Origin of the sequence: Streptomyces sp. NPDC015127 (genome assembly GCF_043080095.1) — a bacterium.
In the GTDB taxonomy this organism is placed as follows: Bacteria; Actinomycetota; Actinomycetes; order Streptomycetales; family Streptomycetaceae; genus Streptomyces.
The window spans coordinates 317,590-331,112 of the sequence record NZ_JBIBVE010000004.1 but is presented as its reverse complement, the minus strand read 5'-3'; the positions used below and the strand labels follow the sequence as shown (position 1 = coordinate 331,112).

General features: G+C 71.4%; 15 protein-coding genes and 1 tRNA gene. 8 read left to right on the top strand and 8 right to left on the bottom strand.

The window, feature by feature from the left end; all coding sequences use genetic code 11:
* Positions 1 to 180: 180 nt before the first annotated feature.
* From ACF08N_RS10335 to ACF08N_RS10315, 5 genes are all read left to right on the top strand, one after another.
* Entirely contained in the window at positions 181 to 1,461 is a 1,281-nt protein-coding gene (locus ACF08N_RS10335; protein WP_392324170.1) for a peptidoglycan-binding protein, read from the top strand.
* A gap of 86 nt (positions 1,462 to 1,547) precedes the next feature.
* The gene (locus tag ACF08N_RS10330) at positions 1,548 to 2,723 is read left to right on the top strand and encodes an SPFH domain-containing protein (protein WP_392324169.1); all 1,176 of its coding nucleotides are present in this window, start codon (positions 1,548 to 1,550) and stop codon (positions 2,721 to 2,723) included.
* Positions 2,724 to 2,852: 129 nt separating this feature from the next.
* On the top strand, positions 2,853 to 3,440 hold the full coding sequence (locus tag ACF08N_RS10325; protein WP_392324168.1) for a lytic polysaccharide monooxygenase: 588 nt from the start codon (positions 2,853 to 2,855) through the stop codon (positions 3,438 to 3,440).
* Between the two features lie 99 nt (positions 3,441 to 3,539).
* Positions 3,540 to 4,058: a LuxR C-terminal-related transcriptional regulator gene (locus ACF08N_RS10320; protein ID WP_392324167.1), complete on the top strand. Its 519-nt coding sequence runs from the start codon at positions 3,540 to 3,542 to the stop codon at positions 4,056 to 4,058.
* A gap of 215 nt (positions 4,059 to 4,273) precedes the next feature.
* A complete protein-coding gene (locus tag ACF08N_RS10315) occupies positions 4,274 to 4,756 on the top strand; it encodes a phospholipase (RefSeq protein ID WP_392324166.1) in 483 nt (160 codons plus the stop codon).
* A gap of 47 nt (positions 4,757 to 4,803) precedes the next feature.
* Here the strand turns inward: ACF08N_RS10315 and ACF08N_RS10310 are convergent.
* The 6 genes from ACF08N_RS10310 to ehuB all read right to left on the bottom strand — a co-directional run bounded on the left by ACF08N_RS10310 (position 4,804) and on the right by ehuB (position 8,895).
* Positions 4,804 to 4,877 (bottom strand) — tRNA-Lys (locus tag ACF08N_RS10310).
* A gap of 93 nt (positions 4,878 to 4,970) precedes the next feature.
* A complete protein-coding gene (locus tag ACF08N_RS10305; protein WP_392324165.1) occupies positions 4,971 to 5,729 on the bottom strand; it encodes an IclR family transcriptional regulator in 759 nt (252 codons plus the stop codon).
* Between the two features lie 167 nt (positions 5,730 to 5,896).
* Positions 5,897 to 6,661, bottom strand: coding sequence for an ectoine/hydroxyectoine ABC transporter ATP-binding protein EhuA (gene ehuA, locus ACF08N_RS10300; protein ID WP_392324164.1), 765 nt, complete (start codon positions 6,659 to 6,661; stop codon positions 5,897 to 5,899).
* Entirely contained in the window at positions 6,651 to 7,301 is a 651-nt protein-coding gene (gene ehuD / locus ACF08N_RS10295; RefSeq protein WP_392324163.1) for an ectoine/hydroxyectoine ABC transporter permease subunit EhuD, read from the bottom strand. Before ehuD ends, ehuA begins: the two co-directional genes overlap by 11 nt.
* Positions 7,298 to 8,041 carry an ectoine/hydroxyectoine ABC transporter permease subunit EhuC gene (gene ehuC, locus ACF08N_RS10290; protein ID WP_392324162.1) on the bottom strand — a complete coding sequence of 248 codons (744 nt, stop codon included), beginning with the start codon at positions 8,039 to 8,041 and terminating at the stop codon, positions 7,298 to 7,300. Before ehuC ends, ehuD begins: the two co-directional genes overlap by 4 nt.
* Positions 8,038 to 8,895 carry an ectoine/hydroxyectoine ABC transporter substrate-binding protein EhuB gene (ehuB, locus tag ACF08N_RS10285; RefSeq protein WP_392324161.1) on the bottom strand — a complete coding sequence of 286 codons (858 nt, stop codon included), beginning with the start codon at positions 8,893 to 8,895 and terminating at the stop codon, positions 8,038 to 8,040. Before ehuB ends, ehuC begins: the two co-directional genes overlap by 4 nt.
* A 69-nt stretch (positions 8,896 to 8,964) precedes the next feature.
* Between ehuB and ACF08N_RS10280 the strand changes: the two genes are divergently transcribed.
* Positions 8,965 to 9,453: a DUF3830 family protein gene (locus ACF08N_RS10280; RefSeq protein ID WP_392324160.1), complete on the top strand. Its 489-nt coding sequence runs from the start codon at positions 8,965 to 8,967 to the stop codon at positions 9,451 to 9,453.
* A gap of 34 nt (positions 9,454 to 9,487) precedes the next feature.
* Here ACF08N_RS10280 and ACF08N_RS10275 read toward each other — a convergent pair whose 3' ends face one another.
* On the bottom strand, positions 9,488 to 10,894 hold the full coding sequence (locus tag ACF08N_RS10275; RefSeq protein ID WP_392324159.1) for an amidase: 1,407 nt from the start codon (positions 10,892 to 10,894) through the stop codon (positions 9,488 to 9,490).
* Complete coding sequence (locus tag ACF08N_RS10270; protein ID WP_392324158.1) at positions 10,875 to 11,837, bottom strand: D-2-hydroxyacid dehydrogenase; 963 nt, start codon at positions 11,835 to 11,837, stop codon at positions 10,875 to 10,877. Before ACF08N_RS10270 ends, ACF08N_RS10275 begins: the two co-directional genes overlap by 20 nt.
* A gap of 98 nt (positions 11,838 to 11,935) precedes the next feature.
* On the opposite strand from ACF08N_RS10270, the gene ACF08N_RS10265 reads away from it, so the two are divergent.
* Positions 11,936 to 12,715, top strand: a complete 780-nt coding sequence (locus ACF08N_RS10265; RefSeq protein ID WP_392324157.1) for a decarboxylase — start codon at positions 11,936 to 11,938, stop codon at positions 12,713 to 12,715.
* Entirely contained in the window at positions 12,712 to 13,431 is a 720-nt protein-coding gene (locus ACF08N_RS10260) for a decarboxylase (RefSeq protein ID WP_392324156.1), read from the top strand. The genes ACF08N_RS10265 and ACF08N_RS10260 overlap by 4 nt, the downstream gene beginning before the upstream one ends.
* Positions 13,432 to 13,523 lie beyond the last annotated feature (92 nt).

Genomic DNA, 13,523 nt, shown 5'->3' with positions numbered 1-13,523 from the left:
GACCTCCCGGGGTGCTCCGTGCACACCGCCGTCCCGTTCCGCCGCCGCGCCCGGCTCGTCGGATCATCGTTTTTTATCTCCTTATCGGTCAAAATGCATCAAGTCAGGACAGTTGAGACACTGGCGCCCGTGAAACGTCGTCAGAAGATCTTGCTGAGTGCAGCTGCGGAGGGGACGCGTATGGCCGTGCCGGTCTTCGAGGAGTACGAGCCCGCCGGTGACTGCGACTGCGCCGGATGCGCCCACCGGCGCCGGTCGCTCGCCACCGGAGCACACCCGTCCGGCCGCGGTTGCCGCCGGGCGCTGGTGGCGGTCACCGCCGCCGGGATGGTGCTCGGCGGCGGGGGAGCGGGGACGGCGGCGGCTGCCGGGTACGTGCCCGGGGCCGCGCGCACCACTCCCTCCGCCGACCCCGGTCCCTCGACCGAACAGGGCACCGCCGGCCCGCTGCACGGACCCTCGGGCAGGCCCGCCACGGGGCAGTCCGCGCTGCGGGTGTCGACCCGGGCGGAGATCATCAACCGCGCGAAGAAGTGGGTCGGCGCGAAGGTGCCGTACAGCATGTCGAAGTACTGGACCGACGGCTACCGCCAGGACTGCTCCGGCTATGTGTCGATGGCCTGGAACCTGGCGAACAACGAGTGGACCGGCAGCCTCGCCAAGTTCGGCGACCGCATTTCCCGCGACGACCTGCAGCCCGGCGACATCCTGCTCTTCCACAACCCCGCGGACCCCACCACGGGCTCGCACGTCACGATCTTCGGCGGCTGGACCGACTACACGCACTCCTACTACGTCGCGTACGAGCAGACCAAGCCGCACACCCGCAAGCAGGCCACGCCCATGGCGTACTGGAACCACTCGGCGAGCTACGTGGCCTACCGCTACAAGGGCGTCGCCACCTCGACCGGGGGCGGCGAGAGGGCGGTCACCCCCTACCCGGGGGCGTCGTCCTTCGGCCCCGGCGCCGCCAACGCGCACATCACCGAGCTCGGGAAGATGCTCGTGGCGCGTGGCGGCAAGCGCTTCTACGCCGGCGGACCCGGGTCGCGCTGGTCCGACGCCGACCGGCGTGCCACCCAGGCGTTCCAGCGCGCCCAGGGCTGGCGCGGTGCGGAGGCGGACGGGCTGCCCGGGCCCCACACCTGGCGGCTGCTGGTGAGAGGGCAGGGCAAGGACATCCCGGCCGCGGTGACCGGCGGCTCCACGGCACGGCCGCCCGCCTTCCCGGGGCGCGACCACTTCCGCCCCGGCCGGTCCAGCAGCCATGTCGACCGGCTCGGCCGGCAGCTGGTCCGGCGCGGCTACGGCAGGCACTACACCTCGGGCCCCTCGCCGCGCTGGAGCGAGGCCGACCGGCGCGCCACCGAGGCGTTCCAGCGGGCCCAGGGCTGGCGGGGCAGCGCGGCGAACGGTTATCCGGGCCCCGAGACCTGGCGGCGGCTCTTCGCCGTCCGCTGACCGGGCGGGCCCCGGGCCCGCCGCGCACACCTCACGAGTACGACGAGTACGAGCCGATACGAGCAACGAACGAAAGCCGAGGCGGCATGAACACCACGATGTCGGAGCCGGAGGGCACCGTCCCGTCCGACAGCCCGCGGCACACCCCTGTCATCGCAGCCGAGACGACGACCGAGATCCCGGTGCATCTGCTCTTCCGGGACGACAACGGGCCGCTCGCGCTGCCCCCGGGCCTGGGGCCCGCCGTGGTCTCGCGGCGGCAGGGCACGGGGGAGCAGCCGAAGATCGGCCCGTCCGCCGAGCCGCCGCCGCCCGCGGTCCCGCCACGGGCCGCGCCGCCGGAGGACCAGCCCCTGGTCGAGCGCCCGGGACCCGTGCTGCCCGGCTGGACCGGGCTCGTCGCCGGGACCTGCTCGCTCGCCGGGATCGGCGCGGTGCTGTGGGGGACGGGGGCCGTGCCGGACGTGGTCGCCGCCCTGTTCGGGGTGACCCCGCCGCCCTACCGGGGCATCGGCATCGGTCTGTGGTGCCTGCTCGCGCTCGGGGTCCTGCTCGTGCTGTTCGGGCTCGGCGGACTCGGTCGCGGGACCGTCGGCCACGCCTGGGTCCTCACTCTCTGCGGCGACTACCGCGGCAGCGTGCGCCGTACGGGACTGATGTGGGTGAGCCCGCTCGTGCTGCGCCGCCGGGTGGACGTACGGCTGCGGCACTGGCGCAGCGAGCCGATGCCCGTCCACGACGCCGAGGGCACGGCCCTGCGGGTGGTGGTGCTCGTCGTGTGGCGGGTCAAGGACACCGCACAGGCGGTGCTCGGTGTCGAGGACCACGAGGCGTACCTCGGGCAGCAGGTCGAGGCGGCCACGGCCCGGGTGCTCTCGCAGCTGCCCGCCGACGCTTTCGGGGAGGAGGTGCCCACGCTGCGCGACGCCGAGAAGGTGGGGGCCACGCTGACGAAGGCGCTGGCGGCCGAATGCGCCCCGGTGGGCATCGAGATCTTCACCGCCCAGCCGACGGCACTCGACTACGCGCCCGAGGTGGCGGACGCCATGCGGCGCCGGCGGATCGCGGCGATCGACGCACGCCACCGGGACAGCGTCCTCACCGCGGTGGTCGACGCCGTGGACGACACGGTGAACCGGCTCACCGGCCGGGGGCTCATCGAGCCGGACGACTACGAGCGCAAGGCGCTGGTGAAGGACCTGACCGTTGCCTTCTACACGGGCCGGCCCGACGGCGCGGAGGCGTGGAACACCCCCTCGTGATTGGTCTGGACATGGCGAACTCCCGTCAATACATTGGAACTTGGTCTAGACCTGAATGAGTACGACCGCAACGACCGCACGCGTGCCGCACGTCCCACAGAACTCCCCCACGTTCTTCCTGGAGCCAGCATGCGAAACAAGACAGGTGCGGCCGTGGTCGGCCTCGCCGTGGCGGGCGCCACCCTGCTCGCCACCGGCAGTGCCAGCAGCCACGGCTACACCGACTCACCCATAAGCCGCCAGAAGCTCTGTGCCAACGGCACCGTGAGCAACTGCGGCCCCATCCAGTGGGAACCGCAGAGTGTCGAGGGCCCCAAGGGCTTCCCCGCCGCCGGCCCGGCCGACGGCAAGATCTGCTCGGCGGGCCTGTCCCAGTTCGCCCAGCTCGACGACCCCCGGGGCGGCGCCTGGCCGACGACCAAGGTCAGCTCCGGCCAGAACTACACCTTCCGGTGGCAGTTCACCGCCCGGCACCGCACCACCGACTTCAAGTACTTCATCACCAAGGCCGGCTGGAACCCCAGCCAGCCCCTGACCCGGGCGGCCCTGGAGTCGCAGCCCTTCCTGACCGTTCCCTACGGCGGTCAGCAGCCGCCGGCGACCCTCTCCCACTCCGGCAACCTGCCGCAGCGCAGCGGCCGTCACCTGATCCTGGCGGTGTGGACCGTCCATGACACGGCCAACGCGTTCTACGCCTGCTCCGACGTCCAGTTCTGAGCCTCGGACACCTCCTGGCGGTCCGTCACGGGGGTAGGGCAGGCCCTACCCCCGTACACCCCCTGGGCACATGGCCGGCGCCGCGGAGCCCCGCCTACCGTGTGTCGGCATGGACGCTGTGCGAACCCCTGGCAGGCGCTGACCCGGCGGGACTTCCAGGACGAGGGGCTGCGCGCCGCGGTCGCCCTGCGCGCCGAGCGCCCCGCCCTGCCGGTGCTGGTGCTCAGCCAGTACGTGCAGCGCGAGTACGCGGCCGAGCTGCTCGACAGCGGCGACGGCTCGGGCGTGGGGTACCCGCTCAAGGACCGCGTCGGCCAGGTCGAGGAGTTCCTGGCGGCCCTGACGCAGGTCGCCGCGGGCGGCACGGTCGTCGACCCCGAGGTCGTACGGCAACTGCTGCGCCGCCGCCGCGATCCGCTCGCGGCGCTCACACCGCGCGAGCCGGAGGTGCTCGCGCTGGTCGCGGAGGGGAAGTCGAACGCGGCGATCGCGCGGCAGCCCGTCGTCACCGAGGCGGCCGTCGGCAAGCACATCGGCAACATCCTCGCCAAGCTGGACCTGCCTCCGGCCGAGGACACCCACCGGCGGGTGCTCGCGGTGCTCGCCTACCTCCGCTGACACCGCGACCTCCGCACCACCGAACGGACCGCCCGGCGGGAACCGTTGGCGCGTCCGCTTCCCAACCGCCTCGGGGTGACCCCCTATCGGGACAGGTTCCACCCCCTGATCGGCGCGCAAATGCTGTGCAGGACGCGCGTTGAGCGGGAGTCTGGAGCCGCCGTGGACAGGCCACGTGCGTGCACCAACTCCCGCTCGATGCCCGGAGGTTCTGCATGCGTCGCCGACTTGCCCTTCCCCTCGCAGCCGCCGCTCTCGCCGTGCCCGCCGCGCTCCTGCCGGCGGGCACCGCGTCGGCCGCGCCCGCCGACAAGCCCCAGGTCCTCAGCTCCTGGACACAGACCAGCGCCACCAGCTACAACGCGTGGGCGGCCGCCCGTGCGAACCAGAGCGCCTGGAGCGCGTACGGATTCGACTGGTCCACGGACTACTGCTCCTCGTCCCCGGACAACCCCTTCGGTTTCCCGTTCAAGACGGCCTGCGCCCGGCACGACTTCGGGTACCGCAACTACAAGGCGGCCGGCACGTTCGCGACCAACAAGACGCGGCTGGACTCGGCGTTCTACGAGGACATGAAGCGGGTGTGCGCCCGGTACTCCGGCGCGACGCGCACCTCGTGCAATTCGACGGCCTGGACCTACTACCGCGCGGTGGTGGTCTTCGGCATGACGGCACCGGCGGACGCAACCGTGGCCTGAGCATGACGAAGGCCCCCTCACTTCGGTGAGGGGGCCTTCACTGTGCGTGCGCCGCCAGGGACTCGAACCCCGGACCCGCTGATTAAGAGTCAGCTGCTCTAACCAACTGAGCTAGCGGCGCCTCTTTGCCTGCCGCTCGGAGCGGCTGACTCATTAATAGTACCTGGTCCCGAGGGGTGCTCCTGACCACCCGGGACCGGGCGAAAGAGAGGCCCTAGATCGCCAGCGAGAGCACCACGGGAGCCGCCTTGCGGTTGAGCGTGTCCGCCGCCGAGCGCAGCCGGTGGGCGTGCTCGATCGGCAGGGACAGCGCCAGGCAGCCCACGGCCGAGCCCGCCGTCAGCGGCACCGCGGCGCAGACCGTGCCCACCGCGTACTCCTGGAGGTCGAGGACAGGGACCGTCGGCGGCTGGGAGTCCAGCTTCGAGAAGAGCAGCCGCTCGCTGGTGATCGTCCGCGAGGTCAGGCGCGCGATCTTGTGGCGCGAGAGGTGGTCGCGGCGGCCGTTCACGTCGAGCTGGGTCAGCAGGCACTTGCCGACCGCGCTGGCGTGGGCGGCCGAGCGGAAGTCCACCCACTCGTTCACCTTCGGGGTGCGCGGGCCGTCGGCGAACTGGGTGATCTTGACCTCGCCGTCGATGTAGCGGCTGATGTAGACGGCGGCGCCCACCGAGTCGCGCAGCTCGGTCAGGGTGTCCTGGAGCTTGGCCTCCAGGGCCTCCTTGCGAGTGGCGCCGGAGCCGAGCAGGACCAGGGAGTCGCCGATCACATACGCGCCGTCGGCGACCTGCTCCACGTAGCCCTCGCGGCGGAGCATGGCGAGCATGGGAGCGAGATGACCGGTGGGCAGGCCGGTCTCGCGTGCGATCTGGACGTCGGTGACACCGCCACCGTGCTTGGAGACCGTCTCCAGTACGCGCAAGACGTATTGCACCGAGTGGAACGGCGCGGTCGGCTCGGGCTTCAGCGCCACGGTTTCCCCCTAGCAGGTTGTGACCGCAAGCTTCCGTACCACGATAGCGGCCAAGAGCCGTTTGAGGGTGGGCTGTTGGCGTAAATGATGTGGCGCCCCAGCGGCATACGCTGGGGCGCCTGACCTTGGCATATGCCAGAGTCACACCTCACCCACGGAGTGAATGGTCAGAGCACCGCGCCGAGGAACTCGCGCGTACGTTCGTGCTCCGGATCGGAGAAGATTTTCTCCGGCGGGCCCGACTCGATGACCTTGCCGGAATCGAACATCAGGACGTCGTCCGAGATGTCCCGGGCGAAGTTCATCTCGTGCGTCACACACACCATCGTGATGTCCGTCGTGCGGGCGATGTCCCGCAGCACATCCAGCACGCCGGCCACCAGCTCCGGGTCGAGTGCCGAGGTCACCTCGTCCAGCAGCAGCACCTGCGGCCGCATCGCCAGCGCGCGGGCGATCGCCACCCGCTGCTGCTGGCCGCCCGACAGCTGCGTCGGCTTCGCGTCGGCGCGGTCGCCGAGGCCCACCAGGTCCAGCAGCTCCCGGGCCCGGGTCTCGGCCTCGTCCTTGGACAGGCCGAGCACCCGCACCGGCGCCTCGGTGATGTTGCGCAGCACGGTCATGTTCGGGAACAGGTTGAACTGCTGGAAGACCATGCCGATCTTCTTGCGCGCCTCGCGGCGCTCCTTCTCGGCGGCCGGAAACAGCCGGTTGCCGTTCACCTGGATCGCGCCCTCGTCGGGCGTCTCCAGCGTCATCAGCAGCCGCAGGATCGTCGTCTTCCCGGAGCCGGACGGGCCGATCAGGGTGACGTGCTTGCCGGGCTTCACCGAGAAGCAGAGATTGTCGAGGACGGTGGTGTCGCCGAATCTCTTGGTGACGTTCTCGAACCGGATCAGTTCCTCGGTCGTGGTGTCGTTGATGTCAGCGGACAAGGCGGCGCTCCAGGGCTCGTACGAGAAGAGAAGCCGGGTAGGCGATGAGGACGAAGGCGAGGCCGATCACGGTCAGCGGCTCGGTGTACTGGAACGTCGAGGCGCTCTCCAGCCGCGACTGCTGGAGCATCTCCAGCACGCCGATGGCGGCGAGCAGCGGAGTGTCCTTGAGCATCGCGATCACGTAGTTGCCGAGGGCCGGGGTGATCCGGCGGATCGCCTGCGGCAGGATCACCGCGACCCAGGTGCGGTGGGCGGGCAGGCTCAGGGCCGTCGCCGCCTCCCACTGCCCGGGCGGTACGGCGTCGATACCGGCCCGGTAGACCTGGGCGGTGTACGTCGAGTAGTGCAGCCCGATCGCGATCGTGCCGGTGGTCAGGGCGGAGAACTGGATGCCCCACTCCGGCAGCACGAAGTACAGGAAGAACAGCTGCACCAGCAGCGGGGTGGTGCGGATGAACTCGGTGACGAGGTTCACCGGCCACCGCACGAAGCGGCTCGGCGCCCGGAAGGCGATGGCCCACACCAGGCCGAGCGTGAACGACATCAGCGAGCCGAGCACCAGCACCTGCAGGGTGACCAGCACACCGTCCCAGAAGCGTGGCATGAAGTCCGCGACCGCGGACCAGTCCCAGGTCACTTCGACGCACCCCCCGTCCCGGTGGTGCCGGCGATCTCGAGCGCGGCGCGTCGCCGGGAGCCCATGCCCGCGAACAGCCCGGGCTCTGTCTCGATGCCGACGTTCCGCTTCGTCTTGCGCTCCAGGACCTTCATGGACCGGGTCACCGCGAGCGCGAGCAGGAAGTAGATCACCAGGCTGATCGTGTAGATCTGCGCGCTCTCCTGGGTGGCGAGCCGCACCAGATACGCGGCGAAGGACACGTCGCCCACGCCGAGCAGCGACACCAGGGCGGTGCCCTTGAGCAGCTCGATCAAGAGGTTGCAGAACGGCGGGATCATCTCGGGCACCGCCTGCGGCAGCAGGATCAGCCGCATCCGCTCCCAGGGCGTGAGGCTGAGGGCGACCCCGGCCTCTCGCTGCGCGGTGGGGACCGAGTTCAGTGCGCCGCGCACGATCTCGGCGCCGTACGCGCCGTACGACAGGCCGAGCGCCAGCACCGCGGCCCACATGGGCACGAGCTGCCAGCCCATGAGCGGCGGCACCACGAAGAACAGCCAGAACATCAGCACCAGCGCCGACGTCCCGCGGAAGATCTCGGTGTACGCCCCCGCCAGGAAGCGGACGGTGCGCGAGCGGTGCGTGCGGGCCATGCCGACGCCGAAGGCCACGGCTGCGGCGAGCGCCGCGCTGTAGACCAGGAGTTGAACGGTGATCCAGATACCGGGGAGTACCCAGGTCTGCCAGAGTCCGGCTGTCATTTCGTGCACAGCTCCTCGGCAGTCAGGGTGGTCATCTCGCTGTCCGTGAAGCCGAAGGGCTTCAGGATGCGGAAGAGTTCACCGCTCTTCTTCATCTTGTGGATCTCGACGTTGAACGCGTCGCGCAGTTCGGTGTCGGTGGGACGGAAGGCGAAACCGCCGCCATCGATCTGCTTCTTGCCGTCGACGACCGCGGCGAAGGGCTCGGTCGCCTCCGCCCTGGCGCTCTTGCGCACCACCTCGCGGGCGGTGAGCGCGGTGCCGGCGAAGACGTCGACGCGGCCGGACTCGACGGCGTTCAGCCCGGCGACCTGGTCCTGAAGGATGACGATCTCCTTCTCCGGTATGCCGGCGGCGACCGCGTACCCGATTTCCGCGTAGCCCGTACCGGTCGCGAGCCGCGCCCCGGCCTTCACCACGTCCTCGTACGTCCGCAGGTTCTTCGGGTTGCCCTTGCGGACGATGAACGAGTCGAGCATCTGGTACTCGGGGTCGGCGAAGATGACCTGCGCGCACCGCTCCTTGTTGATGTACATCCCGGCCGAGACCACGTCGAACTGCTGCGAGTTCAGGCCGGGGATGAGGGAGGCGAAGTCGGTGGCGACCGGCTGGACCCGGTCGACGCCGAGCCGTTTGAAGATGACCCGGGCCAGTTCGGGCGCCTCGCCCGTGAACTCGCCCTGGTCGTCCACATAGCCGTACGGCACCTCACCGGCGATGCCGAGGCGCACCGTGCCCTGGGACTTCAGCCGGGCCAGCGCGTCACCGGACGGCACCCGGCCGCAGCCCGCGGCGCCGACGGCGGTGAGCGCGCCGGCCGCCGCGGTGCCGAGCAGCAGGGAGCGTCTGCTCATCGATCCTGGTTCTCTTCTACGAGCCATGGGCGCGCGGCTACCCGGGTCTCTCACGGGTATGCGTAGGAGATGGCCGACCGATACCTGACCGTTGCCCTGGAGCGGCGCGGGGTGCAGTGCACCGCCCGGCTCCTGACCGACAAGGCACCACTGACCTGCGCGGCGGTGTGGGACGCGCTGCCGCTGTCCGCGGACGTGTACCACGCGAAGTATGCGCGTAATGAGATCTATGCCCTGTTTCCGGCTTTCGCGGCCCAGGAGCCGCCGCTGGAGAACCCGACGGTGACGCCGATCCCCGGCGACCTCTGCTACTTCACCTTCACCGACGTGCAGCTGGGCACGTCGTCGTACGGCTACGAGAGCCGGGCCGCCCCCGTGACGGTCGACCTGGCGCTGTTCTACGAACGCAACAACCTGCTGCTGAACGGGGACACCGGGTGGGTGCCGGGGATCGTGTGGGGCACCGTGGTGGAGGGCCTGGAGGAGATGGCGTCGGCCTGCCAGGACCTGTGGCGCACGGGCGCGGCGGGGGAGACGCTGAGCTTCCGCCGCGCCTGACCCGGGGGCCGCGCCCCCGGGCCCTTCCCGCCCCCTACCCCAGCGCCCCCGGTCCCGGCACGCCCGCCGCGCCCGCCTCGTACAGCGCGTGCGCCACCCGCAGCACCAGCCCGTCCCCGTACCGCGGCCCCACCAGCTGCGTACCGATCGGCAGCCCGTCCGCGTCCAGCCCGCACGGCACCGTCGCGGCGGGCTGCTGCGTCATGTTGAACGGGTACGTGAAGGGCGTCCACCCGGTCCAGCGCCGGTGGCCGGATCCCGCCGGGACCTCCACACCCGCCTCGAACGCCGTCAGCGGCAGCGTCGGCGTCACCAGCAGGTCGTACGCCGTGTGGAACCGGGCCATCCGCCGGCCCAGCTCCGCCCGGACGTCCACCGCCGCCAGGTACTCCAGCGCGCTGTGCCGCGCGCCGATGCCGCAGATCTCACGCAGGCCGGGGTCCAGCCGCTCCCGCTGCCGCGGGCCGAGGTGCTGCACCAGCCGGGCCGCGCCGGTGAACCACAGGGTGTGGAACGCCTCGACCGGGTCCGTGATGTCGGGATCGGCCTCCTCGACGTACGCGCCGAGGTCCGCCAGCGCCCCCACCGTCCGCCGCACCGCCGCGGCGACGTCGGGGCGGACCGCCACCTGACCGCCGAGCGTGGGCGAGTACGCGATCCGCAGACCCTTCACCCCCTCGCCGATCCCGTGCCGCACGTCGTGCGCCGGCCCCAGATGCGACCAGTCCCGCCAGTCCTCGCCGCTCATCACGTCGAGCATCAGCGCCGCGTCCGCCGCGTCCCTGGTCATCGGCCCGGCGTGGGACAGCGTCCCGAAGGGGCTCGACGGATACAGCGGCACCCGCCCGTACGTCGGCTTCAGGCCGAAGATCCCGCAGAACGAGGCCGGGATGCGGACCGACCCGCCCCCGTCCGTGCCGACCGACAGCGGGCCCGCGCCGAGCGCCACCGCCGCCGCGCTGCCCCCGCTGGAGCCGCCCGCGGTGCGCGAGGGGTCGTACGGATTGCGCGTCACGCCGTGGCGCGGCGAGTCGGTGACACCCTTCCAGCCGAACTCGGGCGTCGTCGTCCTCGCGAGGAACACCGCCCCGTGCTCCCGCAGCCGCGCGACCGACGGCGCGTCCTCGTCCCAGTCCCGGTCCGCGCTCACCGTCAGGGAACCGCGCAGCGTGGGCACCCCGCGCTGGAGCAGGAGGTCCTTGACGGTCACGGGCACACCGTCGAGCAGCCCCTGGGGCTCGCCCCGGCGCCAGCGTTCCGCCGAGGCCGCGGCCGCGGCGAGGGCCGGGTCGGCGTCGACCCGGACGAAGGCGTTGACCAGCGGCTGGACGCTCTCGATGCGTTCCAGTGCCGCGCGGGTCGCGTCGACGGGGGAGAAGTCGCCCTGTGCGTAGCCGGCCAGCAGTTGACGTGCGGTGAGGTCAGTCAGGCGAGAGGTCATGCATGGGCACGTACCCACGTTTCTTGTCCACCACGTTCGGCAGGGGCTCTCCGGCCGCCCAGAGTTCGTACATCTCGACGAACTGCTCGCCCAGACGGTCCCGCCAGCCGACCGTGTCACCGCTCATGTGCGGGGAGACGATCAGCCCCGGGACGTCCCACACCGCGCTGTCCGGCGCGAGCGGCTCGGACTCGAACACGTCGAGGGCCGCGCCCGCGATCCACCGCTTGTTCAGGGCGTCGACGAGGTCGGCCTCGACGACGAGCGGGCCCCGGCCGACGTTGACGAAACGGGCCGAGGGCTGCATCAGGCCGAAACGGCGCGCGTCGAACATCCCCACGGTGGCCCGCGTGAGCGGCGCCGCGCACACCACCCAGTCGGCTCGGGCGAGCAGCGGGTCGAGGTCCCGCTCGCCGTGGATGCCCGGACGCGCCTGACGGCCGACGATCGCCGTGGCGACGCCGAGGGCCCGCAGGGTGCCGGCGACGGCCCGCCCGATGGGCCCGGCGCCGACCACCACGCCGCGGCTCCCCGCGACCCCGAGGCCCTCGCGGTGCCGCCACTCGTGCCGGCGCTGCAGATCGAGCGTCCCCGGCAGGTCCTTCGCCATCGCGAGGACGAGCGCCGCCACGTACTCGGCGATCGGCTGTTCGAAGATGCCGCGCGCATTCGTCACGACGGTGTCGGATGCGGCCAGTTCCGGACAGAGCAGCCGGTCCACACCGGCGCTCGGGGTGTGCACCCAGCGCGGCCGGGGACCCTCGCCCGGCCAGGCCAGACGCACCGCGTCGGAGGCGAAGTCCCACACCAACAGGACGTCCGCCTCCGGGAGTCGGGCCGCGAGCGACTCCTCGTCGGCGTACTCCACCCGCACCTTTCCGGTCAGGCGGCCGAGGCGCGGCGGGGGGTCCGCGTTCAGCACGAGAAGAGTGGGTTCGGCCATCGGTCGGAAACCGCCTCGTGACGTCGTACATGTACGGATTGACCCACGCTCGCACCGGAACTTACCGTCGTCAACAAGACGCCAAGGGGGCTGAGTGCATGGAAGTCGTCTCCTTTCTCGCCGGGCCGCAGCCGGAGCACGGAATCGGTGTGGTGGCACCCTTCGATTTCGCTCTGGACCGGGAGCTGTGGCGCTGGGTCCCCGACGACGTCTCGCTGCGCCTGACGCGTACCCCGTTCGTACCAGTGGGGGTCTCCCTCGATCTCGCGCGGCTGGTGAGCGAGCACGAGACGCTGCGCGAGGCGGTGCGGGCGCTGATCGCGTCCGAGCCGGAGATCGTCGCCTACGCGTGTGCGTCGGGCAGTTTTGTCGGCGGCCTCGCCGGGGAACGCGCCCTGTGCGAGGTGATGCGCACGGCCGGCGACGTGCAGGCCCTGACCACGTCCGGCGCCCTCCTCGACGCGCTCGGCGCGCTGGGGGCCCGCCGGATCGCGCTGCTGACCCCCTACACGGAATCGGTCACCCGGTCATTGGAGGACTATCTGGCAGAAGCGGGAGTGACGGTGGTGGGCCGGGCCTTTCTCGGGCTGACCCGGCACATCTGGAAAGTGCCGTACCGCGCGGTGGTCGACATGGCGCGGCAGGTGTCGGTGGAGGGCGCGGACGCGCTGTTCATCAGCTGCACGAACCTGCCGACGTACGACGTGATCCCGCAACTGGAGGCCGAGCTGAGGATGCCGGTCGTCTCCGCCAACCAGGTCACGATGTGGTCGGCCCTGCGCGCCATCGGCGCCCGGGCGGTCGGCCCCTATCAGGCTCTGCTGATGGACGCCGCGGCGGCGACGGCCGAGCCGGAAGGACAGGAGGGCGTGACATGACGACGGTGGGCTTGCTCTATCCGGGGCATGCGGCCGAGGACGACTACCCCCGTATCGAGACGCTGCTGACCGGGGTGAACGTGCCGGTCGTCCACACCGACATCGGCGAGGACGCGCACCGCGTGGACGCGCTGCGGGAGATGGGATCGGCCGAGCGGCTCGCGGCCGGGGTGGAGGAGCTGAGGCTCTCGGGTGCCGAGTCGGTGGTCTGGGCCTGCACCAGCGGTTCGTTCGTGTACGGGTGGGAGGGAGCGCACGAGCAGACCAGGGCCCTGGCGCTGGCGGCCGGACTCCCGGCGTCCAGTACGTCGTTCGCGTTCGCCCATGCCGCACGGGAGGTGGGGGCCGCACGGGTGGCGATCGCCGCGACGTACCCCCAGGACGTGACGGACCTGTTCGCCCGCTTCCTCCAGGCGGCCGGGCTGGAGGTGGTGGCCGCGCGGGCGAGCGGGATCGTGACGGCGGCCGAGGTGGGGACCTGGGGGCGCGAGCAGGTGCTGGAGCTCTTGCGGAAGGGGGACGATCCGGGGGCCGACGCGGTCCTGATGCCCGACACCGCCCTGCACACGGTGGCCCACCTGCCGGAGCTGGAGGCGGCCGCGGGCAAGCCGGTGCTCACGGCGAACCAGGTGACCGTATGGGAGGGCCTGCGGCTGGCGGAGCGCAAGGGCGCCTGGTCGGACGAGCTGGGCAAGCTGTTCGCCCGCAAGGACTGACGCGGGGCACGGGGCCCGCCGGGGGGCACCGGGAATAAAACGGAGATGGCCTCCTGTTGTGGGTCGGAGTACGTACGACTCACCCAGGAGGG